Source organism: Thalassobacillus hwangdonensis, assembly GCF_042675915.1.
GTDB lineage: Bacteria > Bacillota > Bacilli > Bacillales > Halobacillaceae > Thalassobacillus_A > Thalassobacillus_A hwangdonensis.
Genome location: NZ_JBHTKL010000006.1, coordinates 377,896 through 400,295, shown reverse-complemented (window position 1 = coordinate 400,295; position 22,400 = coordinate 377,896). Strand labels below are relative to the sequence as shown.

The following is a 22,400-nucleotide window of genomic DNA, read 5'->3' as shown; positions in this document are numbered from 1 at the left end:
TTTGATTTAATGATTGACTTTGTGAATTTATGGAATTATGATTAAGTTAATCAAAATAATTTGATTTATAATTTCAGCTAATTAATCAATAAAAGTTGATTTAAGGAGATGGATTTATGTCAGAAATATTATCAAGTTTTTTCAGTATCGCATTTGAGCTGACCGCTTTATTTGTAGGGATCACGTTCGTCATCCACTTGCTGCAAGGATTCATTCCTTATGAGCGTATGGAAGCATTGATGGATCGAAGCCATCCATTGGTCAGTGCGTCCATCGCAATCGGCTTTGCTTTTGTTACACCATTTTGCTCATGCTCCACGATACCGATGGTCGTCAATCTCCTCCGTAATCATGTCAAATTCAGCACCGTGATGATCTTCCTGTTCGCTTCCCCAGTCCTTGACTTGACGATACTTACATTAATGACAGCAATTCTCGGATGGAAAGTTGCGTTAGCCTATACGATACTTACGGTTTCCTTTTCAGTACTGATCGGATTCCTGCTTCATGCACTTGGATTTGAAAAACAATTGAAGAACGTCATGGTCGAAAATTACGCACATCCCGATAAGCGAGGGTGGAACATTGGGCAAGCATGGAGAGAGACGCTTACCTTGATGAAAACAGTTTTCCCATTTTTGATGATCGGAGCCGCTATCGGAGCGGTCATCCATGGAGCAGTTCCGACAGAATGGATCGCAACTTATTTCGGAGGAGATCAATGGTGGATGGTGCCCCTTGCGGCAATCATCGGGATTCCGCTGTACATTCGTTTGGCTGCGATGATTCCGGTGTCGAACATTTTGATTGCCAAGGGCATGGCGCTCGGCCCTGTGATGGCATTGATGATCGCTTCAGCAGGTGCAAGTCTGCCAGAGGTCACATTGCTTCACAGTATCTTCAAAAAAAAGCTCGTGTACACATTTGTTGGCTCTGTATTAGTAATGTCAACGATGTCAGGATTTCTATTTTATCTGATTTAAAGGGGGTGAACCTATGAACTGGTTGAAAAAGCTTAGAGGTAATAAGGAAGAGAAAGACTGTTGCAACGTCGCCATCAAAGAAGTCGACGAGCAGGAGGATGAGAAGAAGTGCTGTTAAAGTAGTGCCGACGTTCGGATTCGAGCGTCGGCTCTTTTTTTGCTTGGGAAGGAGTTTTGGTGGGGGAAAGAGAAGAGTTAAATGTTCGATAAATCCAGGGTTTTGTTCAATAAAAGCTGAAACTTGTATGATAAGTTAAGAAAGTTGTACGAAAAAACCGCAAACTTGTACAAATAAACGCAAAAGTTGTAAGAATAACAGGAGGTAACCAACGATGAATCTGACATATGAAGTGATTGCTGACGAAAATATAGCAATCTGCAAGGATCTGTGTAATGAATTGATGGATTTTCAGCAATCCGTAGCCTACATAAAACCCGAGCTGTTCGATGATATGAATTTTGAATCGAGACTTGTACCATCATTTCAGAAAGCGGAGCACAATTATCTCGTCGTCGTTAAGGATGGGGAGGAAGCCGTAGCCTACGTCTATGCGAACGTTAATCCGAAAACAGTCTACGCCAGTGACTTTGCGACGTTTTTTGATATGGATTCGGTCGAGGGTGACAAGGTCGGCTGTCTCTCGCAATTTTACATAAAAGAAGGGTACCGCCAATACGGCATCGGGACGAAACTCTTTCAGATGGCATTCGACTGGCTGAAGACTTTCGAGGACATTGAAGATCATTTCATCTTCGTCTCCAATGGAAATGACAATGCCCTGGAGTTTTACAAACGGAAAGGGTTCTTCGTCAGTCACCCAATTCTGGATGGGTTCATCACCGTGCTGCGTAACAAGGAAGTTTAATATGTTACACTGTTATCATAATTTTCCAATAATAGGAGAGTGAAGCTATGGAAATCTATCTGGATCACGTCAGGGTGAATGTTTCGAATTTACATCAGGGAATCGAATGGTATGAAGGGACGCTTGGGTTCAAGGTAACCGGACACTGGCCGCCTGAAAACCCGAACTATGCGCATTTTGAAACAGGGAAAGGTGCAATTTTTGCAATCATGGAAACGGATCCGTCGCCGAGTCATGGAAGACTCAACTTCAAGGTGGAGAATGTTGACCATTACTGGGATCAAGTAGCAGACAAGGTAGAAATACTGGAAGACTTGTTCGAAACCCCATATGGAACGAAAAAATTCACCATCAAGGATCCGGATGGTAATGAACTCGGATTTGTGCAGGCATAATCGATGGGAGAATTGATTTTATCGGGTGGAGGAGACGCGAAGCAGAACCAGCGGGTAAATAGCTATTTTTCTAAGCTGATCCGCCACGATAAGACCCTGCTATACATCCCTCTAGCTGGTGATCCAAGTCATCGTTCCTATGAAGACAGTCTTAAATACATACGCAATACGTTCAATCCGCTTGGCATAGAAGAAATCGAGATGTGGACGGAACTTACTAATAAAACTGCAGAAGAGTTGGAGCGGTTTACTGCAATTTATTTCAGTGGAGGCAGCACGACAGAATTATTGCGTGCGATTCGCAGCAGTGGATTTGATGAGGTTCTTCTTTCATTCTACGAAAAAGGTGGAATCATTTACGGACAAAGTGCCGGTGCAATCATTTTCGGCAGGTCGATTGAACATACCCTTGAGGAAACCGTGCATTCTGAAAAACCGCTAGATTTAGCAAACGGCTTCTCAATTTGGGCGCATTATGATTCGAAGGATGATGGGAGTATTGAGTCATATGATAGCATCCTTGCTTTGAGTGAGGGAGCTGCTGTTCATATGACGAAGGATGAAATGCATGCCATCGGAGAAGTCTACTTATTTGATCGTGGAACTAAGCAGCCGCTTTAAGGAGGGAGAAGTATGAGAAAGCTTCTGGTTATCCTCGTCTTCTTGTTGGGAGCTTGTTCCGAGGAGAGTGCTTCTGAACAAATAGAGACTATAGGTAGTCCACAAGTACAGGAGATTCTGGAGAAGAATCCCCAAGCAGATATCTTCGTATATCGAGCTATCGTCTACTCTAATGCCGAAGAAGTGGATTGGGTGCAAACAGTTGAATTAACGTTGGGAGAAGAAGTCAAAGTAATTGAAAGCGAATATGGCGGAACCGGAGTATTCGGGCAATACGCAGCAACCAAACTGCCTGTAGGTACAAAAATATACAAGAATGGGAGCGACCGAAGTGAGAATAGCAGTATTTTAATAGCAGTGGTGAATGATACTTTGATTCCTTATATCGGATTGATTGAAGGGTGATGGCAAGGATGAAAACAGAAAAAGACGTACTAGTTGCTGTTCAAAACGACGCAATCATGATGGATATATTGAAAACGGTGCAAGAACTGGATCTGCCAGATTGGTGGGTATGTGCAGGTTTTGTCAGGTCGAAGATTTGGGATGTTCTGCACAATTTTCCTCAGCAAACAGCTTTACCTGATGTCGATGTCATTTACTTCGATCCGGATAGGGTTGATGAGCAGTATGAAAAGGAGTTGGAAAAACAACTTGAAAGAAAAATGCCGCAGTTGCCATGGTCGGTGAAAAACCAGGCAAGGATGCATCATTTGAATAACGTGGCGCCGTACACATCTTCGGTGGATGGCATTTCAAAATTCCCTGAGACAGCAACAGCACTGGGAGTGAAGCTTGATAAGGAAGATAAGCTTATCCTCACTGCACCTCACGGACTGGAGGATGTCTTGCAGATGGTGGTGAAGCCTTCTCCAGGATTTGAAGAGGAGCCATTAGCAAGTATCTACCGTAAGCGTGTGAAGCAGAAGAATTGGCATTCGATTTGGCACAAGGTAACAGTAGTGAATCCTGATAAAGAGGAGGGGTCTCATGCGAAAAGTGGAAGTGGTAAAGTTCGATGAAACGTGGTCCAGGAAGTTTGAAGAAGAAAAAGAAAAGCTACGGAACATTTTCGGAAACGAGCTTGTAGCTGTACATCATATCGGCAGCACATCTGTGGAGGGGCTGAAAGCAAAGCCGATCATCGACATCCTGCCAGTAGTTAAAGATATCGAAAAAGTGGACAGCTTCAATGAGCAGATGGAAGCAATCGGCTATGAACCGATGGGAGAGTTCGGACTGCCAGGCCGGAGGTATTTCCGAAAAGGCGGGGATCAGCGCACCCACCATATTCATATGTATGAAGAAAGCAATAACGAAATCGATCGCCACCTTGCGTTTAGAGATTATCTGCGTACTCACCCGGACGAAAGAGAGCGCTATGGCAATCTGAAAGAAGAACTGGCAAAACAGTATCCTAATGATATGGAATCCTATATCAATGGGAAGGACTCCTACGTGAAAGAGATGGAACGGAAGGCATTAGATTGGTATGAAAAAAGGTAGGGGAAATGACATTGAGCCAGATAGACAAAAGGAATCGGTTGGATGAAACACCTTTCAGCTATCGCGTCAATAAGGCACAGACAGTCTTTATTGATTACTTTGGTAAGCAGGTGAAAATTCTGAAAGGAAAAGAAGCGGATAAATTCCTTACAAAAATAGAGGCTGTAAATAATGAAAAAGAAGAGCAGCTGATCATGGCAAAAGTCACTGGCAACTTCAAACGAGGAAATGAGAAATAGAATAGGATTCCGGTAGCTAAGTAGTTCCGATTCGGTGGAGAAACATAAGGAATAACATACTTATTAACAGACTAAATCGCACACGATTTGGTCTGTTTTTTTTCGTAGGGTCAACGAACGATTACTTTTTTGAAAATTATGAATACCTATTCATTTTGTGCTATCATAAAAAGAGTATTTGAGGGAGATGAAGCGATGCTGTTTAAAAAGAGCTTTACTCAAAAAACGGTAAATGGCGTGCAAATGGGTAACGGATCCATTTCATTTCAGGGTGTAAAACTAAATGTGCATTGTTTTTTCCTCGATGGCGTACTGATTGATACGGGGGCAAGGTCATTACAGAAGGAATTTATGCCATTTATGAGAGACCTGAAAACTCAGCAAATTGCAATTACTCATCATCATGAGGATCATACCGGTTGTGCAGCTTTATTGCAGAAAGAGCTTCAAGTACCGCTATTGATGGATGATAAAATGATTGAGTATTGTATGAAGAAGCCGGATTATCCGCTGTATCGCCAAGTGTTTTGGGGAAGGCGTCAGCCGTTTCTGGCAGAGTCGATCGGGGATTCTTTCTCTTCTGCCAATGCTTTATGGCATGTGATCAAGACCCCAGGCCACTCTCAGGATCACCTGGCATATTTAAACAGTGAAACTGGTCAGCTTTTTACGGGTGATCTTTATATCTAAGAGAGGACAAAGGTAATCTTGCGGGAGGAAAGCATTCCGGACATTATCGAATCCTTACAAAAAGTACTCACCTATGACTTTACGGATGTATTTTGTAGCCATGCTGGTCACTTGAATGATGGCCATACTGCTTTGAAACGAAAGCTGGAGTACCTTCTGGAACTGCAGGGGGAAATAGTGAAGCTATATGATGAGGGTAAGGCACCTGGGGAAATAAATGAGACTTTATTTCCTAGAAAATATCCCATTATGCGTCTTTCATCCGGTGAATGGAATTCTCTACATATTGTTCATTCCGTGCTGGGAGAGTTGAAGCATTAAATAGGAAAAAGGACGCTTGGGTAAGCTGTTCCCAAGCGTTTTTTGTTTGTTATTTATACTGTTGTTAATCGGGTTTATTTGGATATCATCTCTTAGTCCAGCAACTTCTCCATCCGGATATCTTCCCACATCTTCCCGTCCCAGTAGGTGAACTCCTTGATACGGCCGATCTCTTCATAGCCCATCCGCTCATATAGCCGGTATGCCTGTTCATTGAATGCAAACACACCAAGCTCAATCCGCTTCAACCCTTGCTCGCATATTTCCTTTTCCAAAAAAGTGATCGCCTTATAGCCGATCCCTTTCCCGCGGCCATCGGATTCACCAATTGTGATTCCGATCCAGGCAGTGCCGGGTTCTTTTTTGTACAGATGACCGGGATCGATCATGTAGTTCATTTCCCCGACAAGCTTGTCATCGAGATAAATCAGATAGATGTCATGATTGCTGAGTCGCTCGACGATTTCTTCTGCAGTCACTTCCGCACGACTGTTCAACGCTTCTTCATCTTTATGCGGACGTGTCATCGGAATCAGCGCTGGATCATTTTCCCAACGATTGATCGCTTCCACCGCCTCGGGATGAGGTGCTGTCAGTTTATTGAATGTAAGCTTCATATGATTATTCCTTTCTGCTAGCGCTTCGTTGCTTTTTCATACACTTTGATCGACCCGCCGCCAAGACCAATTGCGTCGGTCGTGTGCTTCCAGCCGTATTTTTCATAATAGCCTTCAAGATCTGTCGTCAGGTAAAGGGTGTCATAGCCTTTTTCATTCGTGCGATTCAATCCATCTTCAAGCAGCTTTGCACCTAATCCTTTTCCTCGATAAGCAGGATCAATATACAGACATGCCAGCCACGGGCAAAGATCTTGTCTGCTGTTCAGGTCATTTCTCAGTAATGCATAAGTACCTACAATCTTTTCTCCATCCAGTGCGAGATAAAAGCGAGGCAGGTCAGCGGAGGTCGTACTGGAGTGCTCCATGCAATCGCGGTAAAAGGCGTAATTGTCCTCGCCACCCCATTCTCCCCAAAAGACATCGACTGCTTCATCGAACCGTTCGGGTACTTCGTGTAGTGCTTTTATTTCCAACATTTTCTTCCCTCTTTCTATAATTCAGGCTCCGCATGTTTATTCGACAAACAAAACGGAAACACCTCCTGTACACCCCATTTCATCTACCCCGATGCTATTTGCATATATCGATTGAAGTGTCGGGGTATATAAGATAGAATGGACTGTGGAAACGCTTTAAGTAACAATTTTCTCATAATTCTTACAAGCGTCAATACATTATTCATTCCTGAAGGGAGCGGTTTAGAATGGTAGTACCTTACAAACATGAACCATTTACAGATTTTACGATTGATGAGAATCGTAAAGCTTTAGAGGATGCGATCAAGAAAGTCGAAGCGGATCTTGGTAAAGATTACCCTCTAGTGATCAATGGGGAGCGGATCATGACTGATGATAAGATCGAAGTCGTCAATCCAGCTAACCGCAAAGAAGTAATCGGTTATGTATCGAAAGCAAATCAAGAGCTTGCTGAAAAAGCTCATAAGGTAGCAGATGAAACGTTTGAAAGCTGGCGCAAGACAACAGCACAGTTCCGTGCAGACGTCTTGTTCCGTGCTGCAGCTATCGTTCGTCGCCGTAAACATGAATTCACCGCACATCTAGTCAAAGAAGGCGGTAAGCCATGGAAGGAAGCGGATGCAGACACTGCAGAAGCGATTGATTTCATGGAGTATTATGGACGTCAGATGCTTCGCATCGATGAAGGGTTCGACGTGAACTCCCGTCCGATCGAGAACAACCGTTTTCACTATATCCCACTAGGTGTAGGTGTCGTCATTTCCCCATGGAACTTCCTGTTCGCGATCATGGCTGGAACGACTGTAGCGGCGATGGTATCCGGTAACACGGTATTACTTAAGCCAGCAAGCTCGACTCCGGTAATCGCTTATAAGATGATGGAAGTATTGGAAGAAGCAGGCATGCCTAAAGGCGTTGTCAACTTCATTCCAGGAAGCGGTAAAGAAGTAGGGGATTACCTTGTTGATCACCCACGCACTCGCTTCGTCAGCTTCACAGGTTCCCGCGAAGTCGGTTCCCGTATTTTCGAACGTGCGGCGAAAATCCATGATGGCCAGCAGTGGCTGAAGCGTACGATCATCGAAATGGGCGGTAAGGATACAATCGTTGTCGACAACGATTCTGACCTTGAGCTTGCAGCGGATGCAATCACGTATTCTGCATTCGGATTCTCCGGTCAAAAGTGTTCCGCTTGTTCCCGTGTCGTCGCGCATGAAGATGTATATAACGACTTGTTAAATCGTGTCGTAGAGAAGACGAAAGAGCAAGTAAGCTACGCGGATCCTACGAAACACGATACGTATATGGGTCCTGTTATCGATCAGGGTGCTTATGACAAGATCATGAGCTACATCGCTGTCGGTAAAGAAGAAGGTAAATTGATGCATGGTGGTAAAGGTGACGACAGCAAAGGATGGTTCATCGAGCCGACAATCTTCGCTGATCTTGAGCCGGATGCACGCATCATGCAGGAAGAGATCTTCGGACCTGTTGTAGGATTCACTAAAGTGAAATCCTTCGACGAAGCAATCGAAGTTGCAAACAATACAGAATACGGCTTGACTGGTGCGGTCATCACGAACAACCGTGAGCACATCGAGCAGGCGCGTCGTGACTTCCACGTCGGTAACCTGTATTTCAACCGTGGATGTACTGCAGCGATCGTTGGATACCACCCATTCGGAGGATTCAACATGTCTGGTACAGACTCCAAAGCTGGAGGACCAGATTACCTGCTTCACCACATGCAAGGAAAAACAACTTCCGAAATGCTTTAATAATAGAAGGAAAGAATCCTCTTCCCATAATTTGGGGAGAGGATTTTTTAATGTACTGGAAAAAATAATACCAGTCTACCTGAATGTAGCAGTCTGAGCTGGTCAGGTGCTGAACTTTCATCCTGAGGTGCTAAATTATAAAAAAATCACAAAAAATATAGTTAGAAATACCTAACGGAAAAATTTGGATGTCAACTAAATCCCAACTTTTTTTTATTAAATTTAATGAATATATATGGACGATATCGAGCATATGTTTTCATAAACTTGTCATATTTGAATAAATATACATTTAATTGTCGATGGTATAATTTTTGCAATGTTCTCAAAATTTAGCTATGATATAGTTGTACCTGTGTTTGGCTTTTTGCACTTCTGTGACTTTTATAGTATAGTTTTGAATTGTGAGAAAATTGCATAGGGGTGCATATTGAACATCAACTTAAGATGGAGGTGGAAACATGGAAGAATTTGCACTAACCGGAGCAACATGGTTCTGGCTTTTCGTACCAATGCCAATCTTGATCATACTTACCATCATTACACTATTTACTGAAAGGAGAGAATAGAAAACATGGGTACTGCTACGTTAATTACGTTTATTGTTTATCTAATCGGTATGCTCGGTATCGGATTCGCTGCATATCGTATGACAAGTAACTTATCCGACTATGTATTAGGGGGCCGCCGTCTTGGACCTGGTGTTGCAGCACTAAGTGCCGGTGCATCAGATATGAGTGGTTGGCTACTATTAGGTCTTCCTGGTGCGATCTATGCATCTGGTTTCTCAGCTGCTTGGATCGGAGTAGGACTTGCTATTGGTGCTTACTTGAACTGGCAATTTGTCGCACGTCGTCTTCGTGTTTACACTGAGGTTGCAAATGACTCCATTACGGTTCCTGACTACTTGGAGAACCGCTTCAAAGATAACTCCCATATTTTACGTGTGATTTCCGCACTTGTTATTCTTTTATTCTTTACGTTCTACACTTCTTCCGGAATGGTTGCAGGTGCGAAGCTGTTTGAAGCTTCATTTGGATTGTCTTACACGCAAGCACTTTGGGTTGGTGCGATCGTAACGATCTCTTACACATTCCTTGGTGGATTCCTTGCGGTAAGCTGGACAGACTTTGTTCAAGGTATCTTGATGTTCCTTGCATTGATCATCGTACCGATTGTCGCTATTGCTGAAGTTGGTGGCTGGAACGCTACAGTAGAAGCTGTAGGAAGCATTGAAGCTACTCATCTTGATATGGTAAAAGGTGTCGGAATCGTATCCATCATCTCATCTCTTGCATGGGGTCTTGGTTACTTCGGTCAGCCGCACATCCTTGTACGTTTCATGGCACTACGTTCACCTAAAGACGTACCGAAAGCACGCTTCATCGGTATCGGCTGGATGGTTCTAGGACTATATGGTGCACTTTTCACTGGTTTCGTCGGACTTGCATACATCAACTCTCAGGATGTTGGAGTGTTGAGTCAGTTCGGAATCGAGCTTGTGAACCAGAACGGGGTACAAATGCTTGCGGACCCTGAGAAAATCTTCATTGCATTCTCTCAGATCCTGTTCCACCCGGTTGTCGCTGGTATCCTGCTTGCAGCAATCTTGTCTGCAATCATGAGTACGATTGACTCCCAGTTGCTTGTATCTTCTTCTGCTCTTGCAGAGGACTTCTACAAAGCGATCATCCGTAAGAACGCTTCTGAGCGTGAACTTGTATGGATCGGTCGTGTTGCAGTAGCTGGTATCGCATTGATTGCGATCCTACTTGCAGGTAACCCGGATAGCTCAGTACTATCCCTTGTATCTTATGCTTGGGCTGGTTTCGGTGCTGCATTCGGTCCGATCATCATCCTGTCCTTGCTTTGGAAAGGAATTACTCGTAACGGAGCACTTGCAGGTATGATCGTCGGTGCGGTTACAGTAGTAGTTTGGAAACAATTGATCACTCCAGAAACGAACGATGCTGGAGAGGTAATTACACCTGCTGTCATCGATTTCCCACTATATGAAATCGTTCCTGGTTTCATCCTATGTGGACTTGTAGCAATCGTTGTAAGTATGGTTGGTAAGAAGCCATCTGCAGAAGTTGTTGCTGAATTCGAAGAAGCAGCACGTCGTTAATCTAAAACAAACCAAAAGCTCCATCCACGGATCAAAGTGGATGGAGCTTTTTTTATTTGTTCTGTAATTGAAATTTTCAGGTTGGGGCTTACACGATATAGGCATGAGGGGAAGGGAAACACGGAGACTCCTCGAAAATGAAATTCGCATTTTCTTCGTGCGGTGTCTTTTCGAGAAGAAAATTCAAAGTCCTGCGGGAAATGCAAGGCTGGTAAGACCTCACAGGGCGTATGCCCGAGGAGGCTTACCGCCTTCCCCGCGAAAAGCGGAGTGTTTCCTTGGACCGATTCACTTTCCATTTCTTAGCCCCAACGTGTATTTTCACGTTAAAGAGCTTTGGATTTACTTGCGATATCGATGTGGTCGTAAACAAAGTCCAGCGCCAGTTCGTTGAAACGGCTGGCTTTTTCGATATTACAGACATGACCGCAGTTCGGAATCTCGACCAGCTTGGCATTTTTCAACGTCTTGATCTGCTTACGTACATACTTCACATACAAATGATCCTGCGTGCCGGAAATGAACAGCTTCGGAACTTTGTAAGCACGGTGGATATATTTATAGGAAGCTTCCGGTTCACGTGCAAGGTTAAACCAGCTGAAAAAATCGTCGCGATCGAGCTGCTTCGCTTCCTTGATGAACGCTTCACGACCCGCCTTGTGATTCGCACGCGGCATCATGATATGCGCGAACATCCAATAAAGCGCATGGTGCGGAAGAATGTTCTTCGTCAAATCACCGAAAAGCATCGCAGTCTTCGCAATCAGGTTCATTTTTGGAACAGCCCCGCCCATCACGGCTGATTGGAAACGCTCCGGGATTCGGCTCATGATGTTCTGGATGACCATCGAACCAAGCGAGATCCCGACAAAATGGGCACGTTTGATGTGAAGATGATCGAGAACATCGATGACTTCCTTTGCGATGACCGGAATGCTGAAAGGTTCGTTGTAGGATGTAGTTTTAGGGGATTTACCGTGTCCCGGCAAGTGGATGGATAGTATATTGAAATGGCGTTTGAACACTGCCAGCTGCTTATAGAAAACTTTCGAGTTCCCACCCAGTCCGTGGATGAAAACGACATAGTCTGCCGATTCGTGGTTGTCTTTAAGGATGTATTCAAGCATAGATGTGCTCCTTCATGGTAAAAGCTACTTGAGAGTATACCACGTTTCGATCGAAAAACCACCGTCTGGATGTGACAAACTCATTAAATTTTCTGCAATATTCGATATAAACATCGTCCCGCATGTCAAAACTGATAGAAGCGACCGGATATGTTAGAATAGATAGGGTGTAAGTCGATTTACAATTGATTATTCGATACCGATTTTGGTATCATCAAATATTATGGAATGGAATCGAAATGGAGGGATAACGATGTCACGCATCAGTAAAGACGAAGTAAAACACGTGGCAAATCTAGCGCGCCTTGCCGTTACAGAGGAAGAGGCGGATCTTTTCACGAAGCAGCTGGATGACATCATCACGTACGCAGAACAATTGAACGAGCTGGATACGACAGGTGTCGAACCGACGACGCACGTCCTCGACTTGAAGAACGTACTGCGTAAGGATGAACCGAGAAAATGGCTTGATAAGAAAGACGTAATGAACAACGCACCAGATCATCAGGATGGACAGTTCAAAGTCCCATCTGTACTGGAATAGGAGGGGAAAGCATGTCACTTTTTGAGAACACACTACGTGAGCTTCACACGAAGCTACATAATAAAGAGATCAGTGTGACCGACCTTGTCGAAGCTTCTTACAATCGCATTGAAGAAGTCGACGGGGAAGTACAAGCATTTTTGACATTGGACAAAGAGAATGCACTGCAGCAGGCGAAAGAGCTTGATGAAGCACGCGGGAACGACGATGCCGCGTTATTCGGTCTGCCGATCGGTGTCAAAGATAACATCGTAACGAAAGGGTTGCGCACGACGTGTGGAAGCCAGTTCCTGAAGAACTTCAACGATCCGTTGTACAACGCAACCGTTGTTGAAAAACTTTCCGATGCCAAATCTGTCACGATCGGAAAATTGAACATGGACGAATTCGCGATGGGATCTTCTAACGAGAACTCAAGCTACGCTGCGACACGTAACCCGTGGAACACGGATTATGTGCCAGGTGGTTCCAGTGGAGGTTCTGCAGCTTCTGTTGCTGCAGGCGAAGTATTCTTCTCACTTGGTTCCGATACAGGTGGATCGATCCGTCAGCCGGCAGCCTTCTGTGGTGTAGTTGGCTTGAAGCCAACATACGGCCGTGTGTCCCGTTTCGGACTTGTCGCATTCGCATCTTCCCTTGATCAGATCGGACCAATCACTCGTACAGTGGAAGACAATGCGTACTTGCTTGAAACAATCGCTGGATACGACAACATGGACTCCACGTCTGCGAACGTCGATGTACCGAAATATACCAAAGCACTGACAGGCGACGTTAAAGGTCTGAAAATCGCCGTGCCGAAAGAATACTTGAGCGAAGGGGTCACTTCTGAAGTCCGTGAATCAGTCATGGCTGCTCTTAAGAAATACGAAGAACTTGGCGCGACGTGGGAAGAGGTTTCCCTGCCGCACTCGAAGTATGCAGTAGCGACCTACTACCTGCTTGCATCATCCGAAGCATCCGCGAACCTTGCGCGTTTTGATGGTGTCCGTTACGGCGTCCGTGCAGAAAATGCCGAGACGATGCTCGATATGTTCAAGCAATCCCGTGCACAAGGCTTCGGTGACGAAGTGAAGCGCCGGATCATGCTTGGTACATTCGCACTTAGCTCAGGCTATTACGATGCTTACTATAAAAAAGCACAACAGGTACGTACATTGATCAAGAACGATTTTGAAAAAGTGTTGGAAGACTACGACGTCATCGTTGGTCCGACAACACCGACACCTGCCTTCAAAGTAGGCGAAAAAGTCGACGATCCTTTGACAATGTACGCAAACGATATCCTTACGATTCCAGTCAACCTTGCCGGCGTTCCGGGAATCTCCGTACCATGCGGATTCTCATCTGAAGGTCTGCCGATAGGATTGCAGATCATCGGAAAGCACTTCGATGAAAGCACTGTCTACCGTGCAGCGCACGCATTCGAGCAAGCGACTGACTACCATACGAAACGCCCGTCTCTTGGAGGTGCACAGTCATGAACTTTGAAACGATCATCGGTCTAGAAGTACACGTCGAACTGAAGACCAATTCGAAAATCTTCAGCCCGTCCCCGAACATGTTCGGAGATGAGCCGAATACGAACGTCAACCCGATCGACCTTGGGTATCCAGGAGTACTTCCTGTACTGAACGAAGAAGCAGTAAACTTCGCGATGAAAGCTGCGATGGCGCTGAACTGTGAAGTCGCGACTGATACTAAGTTCGACCGTAAAAACTATTTCTATCCGGATAACCCGAAAGCATACCAGATCTCCCAGTTCGATAAGCCAATTGGGGAACACGGCCACATCGACATCGAAGTCGATGGTGTGAAAAAGCGCATCGGCATCACTCGTCTCCACTTGGAGGAGGATGCAGGTAAACTGACACACAGCGATGATGGCTACAGCCTTGTCGATTATAACCGTCAAGGTACACCATTGATTGAAATCGTATCCGAGCCGGACATCCGTTCACCAAAGGAAGCGTACGCTTACCTTGAAAAATTGAAGAACATCATCCAGTACACTGGCGTTTCTGACTGTAAGATGGAAGAAGGTTCCCTACGTTGTGATGCGAACCTTTCCCTTCGTCCGATCGGTCAGGAGCAGTTCGGTACGAAGACAGAGCTGAAGAACCTGAACTCATTCTCTTTTGTTCAAAAAGGGTTGGAGTTCGAAGAGGTACGTCAGCGTAAGGAACTGTTGAATGGTGGAGAAATCCTTCAGGAGACACGTCGCTATGATGAACAGACGAAAGAAACGATCCTGATGCGTGTCAAGGAAGGTTCCGATGACTATCGTTACTTCCCTGAGCCGGATCTTGTTCCACTGCACATCGATGAAGCTTGGAAAGAGCGCATCCGCGCAGAAATCCCTGAGCTTCCGGACGCACGTAAGAAGCGTTATGTCGAAGACCTTGAACTGCCTGATTATGATGCAGATGTCATCACAAGCAGCAAGGAAATGGCTGACTTTTTCGAGTCCACCATCCAGGAAGGTGCCGACGTGAAACAGGCTTCCAACTGGCTGATGGGAGAAGTCTCCGGTTACATGAACAAGCATCAGAAAGAACTGCATGACCTTGCATTGACTCCTGAATCGCTTGCGAAAATGATCAAGCTGATCGAGGATGGCACGATTTCCTCCAAGATTGCGAAGAAAGTATTCGCTGAGCTTGTCGACAAAGGCGGAGACCCAGAGAAGATCGTCAAAGACAAAGGCATGGTCCAAATCTCTGACGAAGGTCAGCTGACGGAAATCATCACGAAAATTCTTGATGACAACGAGCAGTCAATCGAAGACTACAAGAATGGTAAAGACCGCGCACTCGGATTCCTTGTCGGACAAGTGATGAAAGAGACGAAAGGTCAAGCCAACCCGCCAATGGTTAACAAAATTATCCTGGCAGAAATCGACAAAAGATAAAGTTAAGACTTGCCACTGGCATCGAATGGAGATACAATAAAGTACGATAATGTATTGTTCGATACGAGAGACGGCCCTGCAAAAGCACGCATAGGACTGCGTGCTTTTGTATGTTTTACAGTCTGTCTCATATAATAGATACGATTACAAGCAAGCCTGGATGAGGGGGAGACCTTATGAAACGCGCTCGGATCATCTACAATCCGACCTCCGGAAGGGAAGCATTCAAGAGAGCATTACCGGACGTCCTGCAACGCTTTGAGCAGGCAGGATATGAAACATCGACTCATTCTACAACCTGTGCAGGGGACGCGACCGAAGCTGCGAAGATCTCAGTGGAGCGACGCTTTGATGTCGTTGTCGCGGCAGGTGGAGACGGAACAATCAATGAAGTGATCAACGGCCTTGCCGAACAAGAACATAGACCGAGACTCGGGATCATTCCAGTCGGTACGACGAATGATTTTGCCCGTGCCCTTTGTGTGCCGAGAAATATCCATAAAGCGGTGGACGTCATCCTTGAGGATTATTCCACGCCGCTCGATATCGGACGAGTCAACGAGCAGTACTTCATGAATATCGCCGGTGGCGGGAAGCTGACCGAGCTTTCCTATGAAGTCCCAAGCAAGCTGAAGACGATGCTTGGACAACTCGCCTATTACCTGAAAGGCATGGAGATGCTGCCATCTTTGCGCCCGACGAAGGTTAACATCGAGTATGATGGAAAACAATTCGAGGGCGACATCATGCTCTTCCTCGTCTCCAACACGAACTCCGTGGGTGGTTTTGAAAAACTGGCTCCGGCAGCGGAAATGAACGACGGTCTGTTTGATCTTTTGATTATCAAAAAGATGAACATCGCTGAATTCATCCGGATTTCGATGCTTGCGGTCAACGGGAATCACTTGAATGACCCGAACATCATCTATACGAAGGCAAGCCGCGTCAAAGTGCATACCGATGAGAAAATGCAGTTGAACTTAGACGGGGAATTTGGCGGATTATTGCCCGGGGAATTTGTCAATTTGTATCAGCATTTAGAATTTTTTGTGCCAGAAGATAAATTCAGCCCTGAAAAGGACTGCTGAAAAAATCCTTGCTCCCTGTGAGTGAGGATTTTTCTTTGTTCGCCGTAATTTCGCATTCGGGTGTGCGGTTGTGATAAAATTTGAAGAAGCATAACAAGTAAAGGACGATGTCATATGGCGAAACCAAAGCCACCAGTAGAGAAAAATGAAACGATTGAGCTCACCTTCGAAGACCTTACCCACGAAGGCGACGGAGTCGGAAAAGTGAACGGTTATCCGTTGTTCGTGCCATACGGACTTCCGGGAGAGAAAGCGCTCGTTAAAGTCATCAAAGTGAAGAAGAACTTCGGCTTCGGAAAACTGCTCGAGGTTCAGGAGTCTAGCCCGGAACGTGTTGAACCGCCTTGTGATGTGTTTTACCAATGCGGAGGCTGTCAGCTTCAGCATATGAGCTATGACATGCAGCTTGAGATGAAGCAGAAGCAGGTCAAGGACGCGATGCGTAAGATCGGCCACCTCGAACATGTACCTGTCCATCCCGTCAAAGGCATGAAGGACCCATGGCGCTACCGCAATAAAGTATCGATGCCAGTCGGCGAACGTGACGGTCGCCTTGTCGCAGGCTTCTATCAGAAGCGCAGCCACAACATCATCGATATGGATACGTGTGTCGTCCAGGAAGAATCGAATGACCGGATGGTCGAAGCCGTCCGTCGGATTGCCGAACGCCATGGTATCCGTGCATATGACGAGAAGAACAACCGCGGTGTTTTGCGTCATATCATGGTGCGTACAGGGAAAAATACACAGGACGTCATGGTCGTGCTCGTAACCCGTACGAAAAACCTTCCGAATCAGGAAGAATTGATTGATGAAATCCGTGACGCCTATCCAAGCGTGAAATCAATCGTCCAGAACGTCAACTACAAAAGGACGAACGTCATCCTCGGACCGGAAACGAACGTGTTATGGGGAGAAGAATATATTTACGACACGATAGGCGATATCAAGTTCGCGATATCCGCAAAGTCGTTCTATCAAATCAACCCGACACAGACAAAAACGCTATATGATCAGGCACTGGAGTATGCTGCATTGACAGGCAGTGAACAAGTAATCGACGCCTATTGCGGAATTGGAACAATTTCCCTATTTTTGGCTCAGCAGGCGAAGAAAGTGTATGGTGTGGAAGTCGTACCAGAAGCTGTAGCTGACGCGAAAGAAAACGCCAAACTGAACCGTATTGATAATGCAGAATTCTACGTAGGACAAGCAGAAAAAATCATGCCATGGTGGAAATCGCAGGGCCTTGCGCCGGACGTCATCGTAGTCGACCCACCACGTAAAGGCTGTGACGAAGCATTGCTTCAGTCGATGCTGGACATGCAGCCGGAGCGAATTGTCTATGTATCCTGTAATCCATCGACACTAGCGCGTGACTTGCGTGTGCTGGAAGATGGCGGCTATGAAACGAAGGAAATCCAACCAGTGGACATGTTCCCTCAGACTTCGCATGTAGAAGCAGTCACTTGGTTAGAGAAGAAAAAGTAAGGAGTTATTTAAATGACAAACAACGATATTTTAATCCGTTTGCGATACGCACTGGATATAAAAGATATAGATATGGTCGACATCTTTGAACTTGGCGGTATGGACGTGACGAAAGAAGACGTCCAGAAAATGCTGACGAAAATTAAGGACGAAGAGGAACCGGATGACGACGTGATTGTAGTCAGCAATCAGGAACTTGAACAATTCCTGAACGGCCTGATCACGTTCAAACGTGGAAAACAAGAACCAAAACCAGGCCAGCCAGAAAGACCACCACTTTCCAACGAGCCTCCGAATAACCTTCTATTGAAGAAAGTGAAAATCGCACTGAAGTTGACAAGTGAAGATATTATTCAAATCCTGGATGAGGTTGGAGTCAGGATTACTAAAGGGGAAGTTGGAGCTCTATTAAGGAAGAAAGGCCACAAGAACTATCAGGAATGTGGCGACAAATATGCCAGGAACTTTTTGAAGGGATTGGCTGTGCGGTATAGGGGATGAGTAAAGAGTCCACAAAAGAGGTGAAGTTGGTAGTGAAATGCATCTCTGATACCACTGAAAACAGGGGTCAAATCATTTTGCGAAGAGGGCTGGGGGTTGAACGTGACTAACGAAAAGGCATTATTACAGTTAGCTTTGACAATCATTATTTCAGTGATTATCTTCCTTGTTATTGCCAATATCTTTAAAACTGATGAACCTGTCAGAGACTTTTTGCTAACAGTTATTACAGTACATCTCATCTATCGTGGATACCTTATAGACAACAAAGATTAGGTGAAATTAATAGTGCCAGGATCCCCCGATGCGTTAATCTGACGCGTCTAGGACCCTGGCATTTTTAGATGCTTTAACGCTTTTCCTCATCTAAGGAGAATATATCTTCTATCTGCTTACTTCATTTTTATTCGCACTGGATGGATCTCTTGTTTATTCTGATTCTGCGTATCATTTGTGTCTTGTGTATCAATGGTTTTCCTGTTTTCTTTTTCCAAAGCATTTCGTTTCATTGAACTTGTTGCACTGTGCAACATCTCGCCCATATCACGAACGGACTCCACTAACGGATCAACGGCTTCCATTTTACCTTTCACATCAACTGAAATTTTATTGGCTTCATTCATCAGCTCTTCTGCCTCGTCTGTAATGGTGTTTACGGATTGTCTAGCGTCATACAGCGTCTCTTTTGTTTCTGCCAGTGTAGCCATGAGTTTTCGTAATGTCAAAATCAAAAAAGCTACGAGAAAAACAAATGCAACAGCTGCAATACCAACACTCCATTCAATCATTGAGACTACCTCCCTTCTTCTCTCTAAGTCTATGAGGGGGGAGGCTTGGACATTCCTTATTACAACACTTGTTGTGGTACAAGAATTATCAAGAATGGGTCACCTGTTTCTAGAGTGCATATGAATTGGAGTTTTTTTAATAATAGTATCGAAAAATATTATTGGATAGTCTAAATATAAGTAGTGATCCTGTACTTTATATAACATCGATTATCTGAACAAATATTTAGGATAGTGTTATCTTAATCAACGCCAATCAAAAAAATACTAATTAGAATGTTGATCCAATTTTCAAATATGAGTATCTACGGTGAAAACAGAACAAATGCAATCGTCCAAGATAAAATAACGAAACTAATCGTTCCCGTTGACAAACATGACCAAATTTCTCAATTTCCACTAGAGCTATGGGGTATGACCCCATAGCTTAGTAAGGTTTTTTCTTTTTCTATAATTAGAATTAGATCCCTATAACGAAAATACTTAATGGATTACATTTACAAAGAGCCAACTTCTATTTAAAAGAAATTGGCTCTTTGTATGAACTCTATTAACGTGACGTTTTGGGTGGTTGGCATACATCACATTTACGTTGGTTGTTATTTTTAAACTTTGTAAACGTTTTATCAAAATTATTGCCACATGAACACTTGAAAAATAACTTTTGAGAGAAACCGTTGAATTCTGTAGATAATAAAGTACTATCTGAATTCTTTTCAACAAACTCATTAATTTTACTGATTGTCCATCGTTTATTCATACTCTTACACCTCCAAATTTCATCTCTAGGCGGAGGCTTTTCTTGGCATCCGTTCTATAGTGAGAAAAATCGTATTTAACCTAAGTTTGCTATTATACCATGATATAGGTTATAAATGGAATTTTAGTTTATTTGCCATTAAACATTTCATAATTAAGTCCCCTTATTTGTTTCTATTGTAGTTATTAATCCGTTGTAAGTAAAAGGGAAAAATAACAAATTTATTTGCTGCATAGTACAACACTACTATTCAATAGAAAAAGGAAGAATGTTATATGGCTCATTATACATAATCATCATTATGTGTATAAGAAATAGACCAAATAAATCTCCGTTATTATGTGTTTCAACCAAAACAAGTGCCTGTCCTCTACCAAAAGAGGACAGGCACTTGTTTATTATTTAAAACTTCGTATTCGTAAAGCCGCCATCAATCCGGATAACTTCACCATTGATATACTCAGCTTTCCCTGTCAGAAGGAAAGTGACTAGCTCGGCGACTTCTTCCGGTGTACCCAGGCGTTTTTGTGGGATTCCGGATTCGGCGCTTTCTTTCATTTTCGGGTTTGCTTCGAAATAGGATTTGACCATTGGTGTTTCGGTTGGACCTGGTGCGACGGAGTTGATGCGTAGGCCGTCTTTGGCATATTCAGCAACTAGGCTTTTGGTAAGTCCGACAATTCCGTGTTTCGTCGCAGAGTAGGTGACGACGGTGTCCTGGCCGATCACTCCGGCACTGGATGCTGTATTCACGATCGATCCTCCGCCATTTTTCACCATGACTTCAGCGACATAGCGGATTCCATACAAGACTCCAAGCAGGTTGATGCCGACGATTTTCTCGATTTCGCTAATGTCCGTTTCCAGAAAGTATTTTCCGCTTCCGGAGATTCCGGCGTTGTTGAAGAAGTAGTCGATGGTACCGAACTTCTCAACGGTTTGATCGACGTAATTTTTCACATCTTCAGCATTGGAAACATCAGCCTTGACGAACAGAGCGTCGACTCCTGCTTCCTTCAGTATTTCTACCGTTTCATTGCCGCCTTCTTCATCCACGTCTACGATCACAATGTTGACGCCCTCTTTTGCCAGACGGAGTGCAGTGGATTGTCCTAATCCACTCCCGCCGCCGGTAACAATTCCAACTTTACTCATGATCATTCCTCCTGGCTATTTAATAGGTAATCATTAAGCTACATTCCCATTATAGGATGCACGAAAACTGACACTTTAGTGATGTTCCCCCAGCCTACTGGTATTCAAAAATGTATTATCTTCCATCCTCCGAGCAACCTAAAGAATATCTGAGCAACTGAAGGTGGAGGTGTTTTTATGTACAATGAGGCACTCGTAGTCATTGTCAGGGTTATCATATCTTTTTTTACTCTCTTAATATTCACCCGACTTCTTGGCAAACAGGAGGTTGGGCAATTAACATTTTTTGATTATATTAACGGTATTACGATTGGGTCAATTGCAGCAACGCTAGCTACCGATCTGTCTTCCAAGGCTTGGGCACACTGGGTTGGTCTATCTGGGTATGCATTTTTAACTTTTCTACTTCAATTCATCACGATAAAGAATCGATACTTAGGTAAGGTATTAGATGGGGAACCTACGGTGGTTATTGAAAACGGAAAAATCCTGGAAAATAATCTTAAGAAGATGAGAATTAAGTTAGGCGAGCTAATGATGCTTTTACGGTATCGAGGGATTTTTGATATTACTCAGGTGGAGTGTGCCATCATTGAAGTGAATGGTAATTTGTCCGTCTTACAAAAAGCGGAGTACCTGCCAGTAACATCAAAAGACCTGCACATTCCAAGTACACCTAGTAGATTATCAACGGAAGTCATTCAGGATGGGATTGTCATAGAGCAGAATTTGAGCCAAAGAAATAAAGATATGGAGTGGTTGAATCAGCAGCTGCAGACTCATGGAATAGGGGATGTGAAAGAGGTATCTTTTGCATTGATTCTACCTAATGAACAACTGTATGTAGATAAATACAAAGACAATTTAGGGGATGAAGCAGATATGGGCGATTACGAAGGTCCCTATTAATGAGGTGGTCCAGTTGAAAAAAATCATATTGTACCTTGTTCCCATTTTAACGATAATCCTCTTTATTTTAGTGATGAACAGTGGATATGTTCTGAAAAAACCTTTAGGAAATGATGATCGCTTACTTGAAGCTATTACTCAGATTGAAAGTGATGTAAAGGAAGAGGAATGGGATCATGCGAAAGAACACATCACGTATTCGGAAAAAGCCTGGACAAAAATCGTAAGGCGTATCCAATTCAGTCTCGAAAAAGAATACGTTATTGAGATTACAGGCATTCTCTCTCGAATTAAAGGTGGCATAGAGGTTAAGGATGATAAAGGGATCATCCAAGAAATCTATTACTTTTATGAACTATGGGATAAACTCGCAAAATGATTCGGAAGCAACGGGACGGTTCTGACGCTTCCATATGTGAAAGAAGGGATTTTGCCACCTATAAAGAATACAAACATATATAAAGGGAAAACTCATACATCTAGATAAGAAAGGTGAGGGGAAA

The 22,400-nt window shown here is 44.1% G+C and carries 24 protein-coding genes and 1 pseudogene; 19 read left to right on the top strand and 6 right to left on the bottom strand.

What is annotated here, in order from left to right; genetic code table 11:
- The first annotated feature begins 116 nt into the window (after window positions 1-116).
- The 9 genes and pseudogenes from ACFQ2J_RS17580 (at window position 117) to ACFQ2J_RS17540 (ending at window position 5,621) form a co-directional block, all read left to right on the top strand.
- Window positions 117-983, top strand: coding sequence for a permease (locus ACFQ2J_RS17580; RefSeq protein ID WP_386063685.1), 867 nt, complete (start codon window positions 117-119; stop codon window positions 981-983).
- 332 nt (window positions 984-1,315) lie between these two features.
- On the top strand, window positions 1,316-1,849 hold the full coding sequence (locus ACFQ2J_RS17575) for a GNAT family N-acetyltransferase (protein WP_386063684.1): 534 nt from the start codon (window positions 1,316-1,318) through the stop codon (window positions 1,847-1,849).
- Between the two features lie 47 nt (window positions 1,850-1,896).
- Complete coding sequence (locus ACFQ2J_RS17570) at window positions 1,897-2,244, top strand: VOC family protein (protein WP_386063680.1); 348 nt, start codon at window positions 1,897-1,899, stop codon at window positions 2,242-2,244.
- Between the two features lie 3 nt (window positions 2,245-2,247).
- A complete protein-coding gene (locus tag ACFQ2J_RS17565) occupies window positions 2,248-2,865 on the top strand; it encodes a Type 1 glutamine amidotransferase-like domain-containing protein (protein WP_386063677.1) in 618 nt (205 codons plus the stop codon).
- Between the two features lie 12 nt (window positions 2,866-2,877).
- Window positions 2,878-3,270 carry a hypothetical protein gene (locus ACFQ2J_RS17560; protein WP_386063674.1) on the top strand — a complete coding sequence of 131 codons (393 nt, stop codon included), beginning with the start codon at window positions 2,878-2,880 and terminating at the stop codon, window positions 3,268-3,270.
- Entirely contained in the window at window positions 3,270-3,887 is a 618-nt protein-coding gene (locus tag ACFQ2J_RS17555; protein WP_386063671.1) for a nucleotidyltransferase family protein, read from the top strand. Before ACFQ2J_RS17560 ends, ACFQ2J_RS17555 begins: the two co-directional genes overlap by 1 nt.
- Complete coding sequence (locus ACFQ2J_RS17550) at window positions 3,856-4,371, top strand: GrpB family protein (RefSeq protein WP_386063669.1); 516 nt, start codon at window positions 3,856-3,858, stop codon at window positions 4,369-4,371. Before ACFQ2J_RS17555 ends, ACFQ2J_RS17550 begins: the two co-directional genes overlap by 32 nt.
- Window positions 4,372-4,382: 11 nt before the next feature.
- Window positions 4,383-4,610 (top strand): hypothetical protein, encoded by a 228-nt coding sequence (locus ACFQ2J_RS17545; protein ID WP_386063666.1) that lies wholly within the window; start codon window positions 4,383-4,385, stop codon window positions 4,608-4,610.
- Between the two features lie 195 nt (window positions 4,611-4,805).
- A pseudogene (locus ACFQ2J_RS17540) lies at window positions 4,806-5,621 on the top strand (MBL fold metallo-hydrolase).
- Between the two features lie 92 nt (window positions 5,622-5,713).
- Here the strand turns inward: ACFQ2J_RS17540 and ACFQ2J_RS17535 are convergent.
- Both ACFQ2J_RS17535 and ACFQ2J_RS17530 read right to left on the bottom strand, forming a co-directional pair.
- On the bottom strand, window positions 5,714-6,238 hold the full coding sequence (locus ACFQ2J_RS17535) for a GNAT family N-acetyltransferase (RefSeq protein WP_386063663.1): 525 nt from the start codon (window positions 6,236-6,238) through the stop codon (window positions 5,714-5,716).
- 17 nt (window positions 6,239-6,255) lie between these two features.
- Window positions 6,256-6,714 (bottom strand): GNAT family N-acetyltransferase, encoded by a 459-nt coding sequence (locus tag ACFQ2J_RS17530; RefSeq protein WP_386064021.1) that lies wholly within the window; start codon window positions 6,712-6,714, stop codon window positions 6,256-6,258.
- Window positions 6,715-6,944: 230 nt separating this feature from the next.
- Here ACFQ2J_RS17530 and pruA point away from each other — a divergent pair, with 230 nt between their 5' ends.
- Window positions 6,945-8,495, top strand: coding sequence for an L-glutamate gamma-semialdehyde dehydrogenase (gene pruA / locus ACFQ2J_RS17525; protein ID WP_386063660.1), 1,551 nt, complete (start codon window positions 6,945-6,947; stop codon window positions 8,493-8,495).
- 574 nt (window positions 8,496-9,069) lie between these two features.
- On the top strand, window positions 9,070-10,623 hold the full coding sequence (gene putP / locus ACFQ2J_RS17520; RefSeq protein ID WP_386063657.1) for a sodium/proline symporter PutP: 1,554 nt from the start codon (window positions 9,070-9,072) through the stop codon (window positions 10,621-10,623).
- Window positions 10,624-10,949: 326 nt separating this feature from the next.
- Here putP and ACFQ2J_RS17515 read toward each other — a convergent pair whose 3' ends face one another.
- Window positions 10,950-11,750, bottom strand: coding sequence for an alpha/beta fold hydrolase (locus tag ACFQ2J_RS17515; RefSeq protein ID WP_386063654.1), 801 nt, complete (start codon window positions 11,748-11,750; stop codon window positions 10,950-10,952).
- A gap of 253 nt (window positions 11,751-12,003) precedes the next feature.
- On the opposite strand from ACFQ2J_RS17515, the gene gatC reads away from it, so the two are divergent.
- The 6 genes from gatC (at window position 12,004) to ACFQ2J_RS17485 (ending at window position 18,285) form a co-directional block, all read left to right on the top strand.
- Window positions 12,004-12,294 carry an Asp-tRNA(Asn)/Glu-tRNA(Gln) amidotransferase subunit GatC gene (gene gatC / locus ACFQ2J_RS17510; RefSeq protein ID WP_386063651.1) on the top strand — a complete coding sequence of 97 codons (291 nt, stop codon included), beginning with the start codon at window positions 12,004-12,006 and terminating at the stop codon, window positions 12,292-12,294.
- 11 nt (window positions 12,295-12,305) lie between these two features.
- Entirely contained in the window at window positions 12,306-13,778 is a 1,473-nt protein-coding gene (gene gatA / locus ACFQ2J_RS17505; protein ID WP_386063649.1) for an Asp-tRNA(Asn)/Glu-tRNA(Gln) amidotransferase subunit GatA, read from the top strand.
- Window positions 13,775-15,205, top strand: coding sequence for an Asp-tRNA(Asn)/Glu-tRNA(Gln) amidotransferase subunit GatB (gene gatB, locus ACFQ2J_RS17500; protein ID WP_386063647.1), 1,431 nt, complete (start codon window positions 13,775-13,777; stop codon window positions 15,203-15,205). The genes gatA and gatB overlap by 4 nt, the downstream gene beginning before the upstream one ends.
- 176 nt (window positions 15,206-15,381) lie before the next feature.
- Entirely contained in the window at window positions 15,382-16,293 is a 912-nt protein-coding gene (locus ACFQ2J_RS17495) for a diacylglycerol kinase (protein ID WP_386063644.1), read from the top strand.
- A gap of 114 nt (window positions 16,294-16,407) precedes the next feature.
- Complete coding sequence (gene rlmD, locus ACFQ2J_RS17490) at window positions 16,408-17,784, top strand: 23S rRNA (uracil(1939)-C(5))-methyltransferase RlmD (protein ID WP_386063642.1); 1,377 nt, start codon at window positions 16,408-16,410, stop codon at window positions 17,782-17,784.
- Between the two features lie 12 nt (window positions 17,785-17,796).
- Entirely contained in the window at window positions 17,797-18,285 is a 489-nt protein-coding gene (locus tag ACFQ2J_RS17485; protein WP_386063639.1) for a YehS family protein, read from the top strand.
- A gap of 392 nt (window positions 18,286-18,677) precedes the next feature.
- Here the strand turns inward: ACFQ2J_RS17485 and ACFQ2J_RS17480 are convergent, their stop codons facing one another.
- The 3 genes from ACFQ2J_RS17480 to ACFQ2J_RS17470 all read right to left on the bottom strand — a co-directional run bounded on the left by ACFQ2J_RS17480 (window position 18,678) and on the right by ACFQ2J_RS17470 (window position 20,988).
- Complete coding sequence (locus tag ACFQ2J_RS17480) at window positions 18,678-19,073, bottom strand: DUF948 domain-containing protein (RefSeq protein WP_386063637.1); 396 nt, start codon at window positions 19,071-19,073, stop codon at window positions 18,678-18,680.
- A 550-nt stretch (window positions 19,074-19,623) separates the two neighbouring features.
- Window positions 19,624-19,833, bottom strand: a complete 210-nt coding sequence (locus tag ACFQ2J_RS17475; RefSeq protein WP_386063634.1) for a hypothetical protein — start codon at window positions 19,831-19,833, stop codon at window positions 19,624-19,626.
- A 402-nt stretch (window positions 19,834-20,235) separates the two neighbouring features.
- The gene (locus ACFQ2J_RS17470) at window positions 20,236-20,988 is read right to left on the bottom strand and encodes an SDR family NAD(P)-dependent oxidoreductase (RefSeq protein ID WP_386063631.1); all 753 of its coding nucleotides are present in this window, start codon (window positions 20,986-20,988) and stop codon (window positions 20,236-20,238) included.
- Window positions 20,989-21,165: 177 nt separating this feature from the next.
- On the opposite strand from ACFQ2J_RS17470, the gene ACFQ2J_RS17465 reads away from it, so the two are divergent.
- Both ACFQ2J_RS17465 and ACFQ2J_RS17460 read left to right on the top strand, forming a co-directional pair.
- Window positions 21,166-21,897 (top strand): YetF domain-containing protein, encoded by a 732-nt coding sequence (locus ACFQ2J_RS17465; RefSeq protein ID WP_386063629.1) that lies wholly within the window; start codon window positions 21,166-21,168, stop codon window positions 21,895-21,897.
- A gap of 13 nt (window positions 21,898-21,910) precedes the next feature.
- Window positions 21,911-22,276: a DUF4363 family protein gene (locus ACFQ2J_RS17460; RefSeq protein ID WP_386063627.1), complete on the top strand. Its 366-nt coding sequence runs from the start codon at window positions 21,911-21,913 to the stop codon at window positions 22,274-22,276.
- Window positions 22,277-22,400: the final 124 nt, after the last annotated feature.

Excerpts from the sequence above, each read along its gene's own strand:
- rlmD (WP_386063642.1), top strand. The coding sequence starts at position 16,408 with ATGGCGAAACCAAAGCCACCAGTAGAGAAAAATGAAACGATTGAGCTC.
- ACFQ2J_RS17560 (WP_386063674.1), top strand. The coding sequence starts at position 2,878 with ATGAGAAAGCTTCTGGTTATCCTCGTCTTCTTGTTGGGAGCTTGTTCC.
- ACFQ2J_RS17550 (WP_386063669.1), top strand. The coding sequence starts at position 3,856 with ATGCGAAAAGTGGAAGTGGTAAAGTTCGATGAAACGTGGTCCAGGAAG.
- putP (WP_386063657.1), top strand. The coding sequence starts at position 9,070 with ATGGGTACTGCTACGTTAATTACGTTTATTGTTTATCTAATCGGTATG.
- gatA (WP_386063649.1), top strand. The coding sequence starts at position 12,306 with ATGTCACTTTTTGAGAACACACTACGTGAGCTTCACACGAAGCTACAT.
- ACFQ2J_RS17480 (WP_386063637.1), bottom strand. The coding sequence starts at position 19,073 with ATGATTGAATGGAGTGTTGGTATTGCAGCTGTTGCATTTGTTTTTCTC.
- ACFQ2J_RS17535 (WP_386063663.1), bottom strand. The coding sequence starts at position 6,238 with ATGAAGCTTACATTCAATAAACTGACAGCACCTCATCCCGAGGCGGTG.
- ACFQ2J_RS17515 (WP_386063654.1), bottom strand. The coding sequence starts at position 11,750 with ATGCTTGAATACATCCTTAAAGACAACCACGAATCGGCAGACTATGTC.
- ACFQ2J_RS17485 (WP_386063639.1), top strand. The coding sequence starts at position 17,797 with ATGACAAACAACGATATTTTAATCCGTTTGCGATACGCACTGGATATA.
- ACFQ2J_RS17575 (WP_386063684.1), top strand. The coding sequence starts at position 1,316 with ATGAATCTGACATATGAAGTGATTGCTGACGAAAATATAGCAATCTGC.
- ACFQ2J_RS17580 (WP_386063685.1), top strand. The coding sequence starts at position 117 with ATGTCAGAAATATTATCAAGTTTTTTCAGTATCGCATTTGAGCTGACC.
- ACFQ2J_RS17475 (WP_386063634.1), bottom strand. The coding sequence starts at position 19,833 with ATGAATAAACGATGGACAATCAGTAAAATTAATGAGTTTGTTGAAAAG.
- ACFQ2J_RS17570 (WP_386063680.1), top strand. The coding sequence starts at position 1,897 with ATGGAAATCTATCTGGATCACGTCAGGGTGAATGTTTCGAATTTACAT.
- ACFQ2J_RS17470 (WP_386063631.1), bottom strand. The coding sequence starts at position 20,988 with ATGAGTAAAGTTGGAATTGTTACCGGCGGCGGGAGTGGATTAGGACAA.
- gatB (WP_386063647.1), top strand. The coding sequence starts at position 13,775 with ATGAACTTTGAAACGATCATCGGTCTAGAAGTACACGTCGAACTGAAG.
- ACFQ2J_RS17565 (WP_386063677.1), top strand. The coding sequence starts at position 2,248 with ATGGGAGAATTGATTTTATCGGGTGGAGGAGACGCGAAGCAGAACCAG.
- ACFQ2J_RS17495 (WP_386063644.1), top strand. The coding sequence starts at position 15,382 with ATGAAACGCGCTCGGATCATCTACAATCCGACCTCCGGAAGGGAAGCA.
- gatC (WP_386063651.1), top strand. The coding sequence starts at position 12,004 with ATGTCACGCATCAGTAAAGACGAAGTAAAACACGTGGCAAATCTAGCG.
- pruA (WP_386063660.1), top strand. The coding sequence starts at position 6,945 with ATGGTAGTACCTTACAAACATGAACCATTTACAGATTTTACGATTGAT.
- ACFQ2J_RS17555 (WP_386063671.1), top strand. The coding sequence starts at position 3,270 with ATGGCAAGGATGAAAACAGAAAAAGACGTACTAGTTGCTGTTCAAAAC.
- ACFQ2J_RS17465 (WP_386063629.1), top strand. The coding sequence starts at position 21,166 with ATGTACAATGAGGCACTCGTAGTCATTGTCAGGGTTATCATATCTTTT.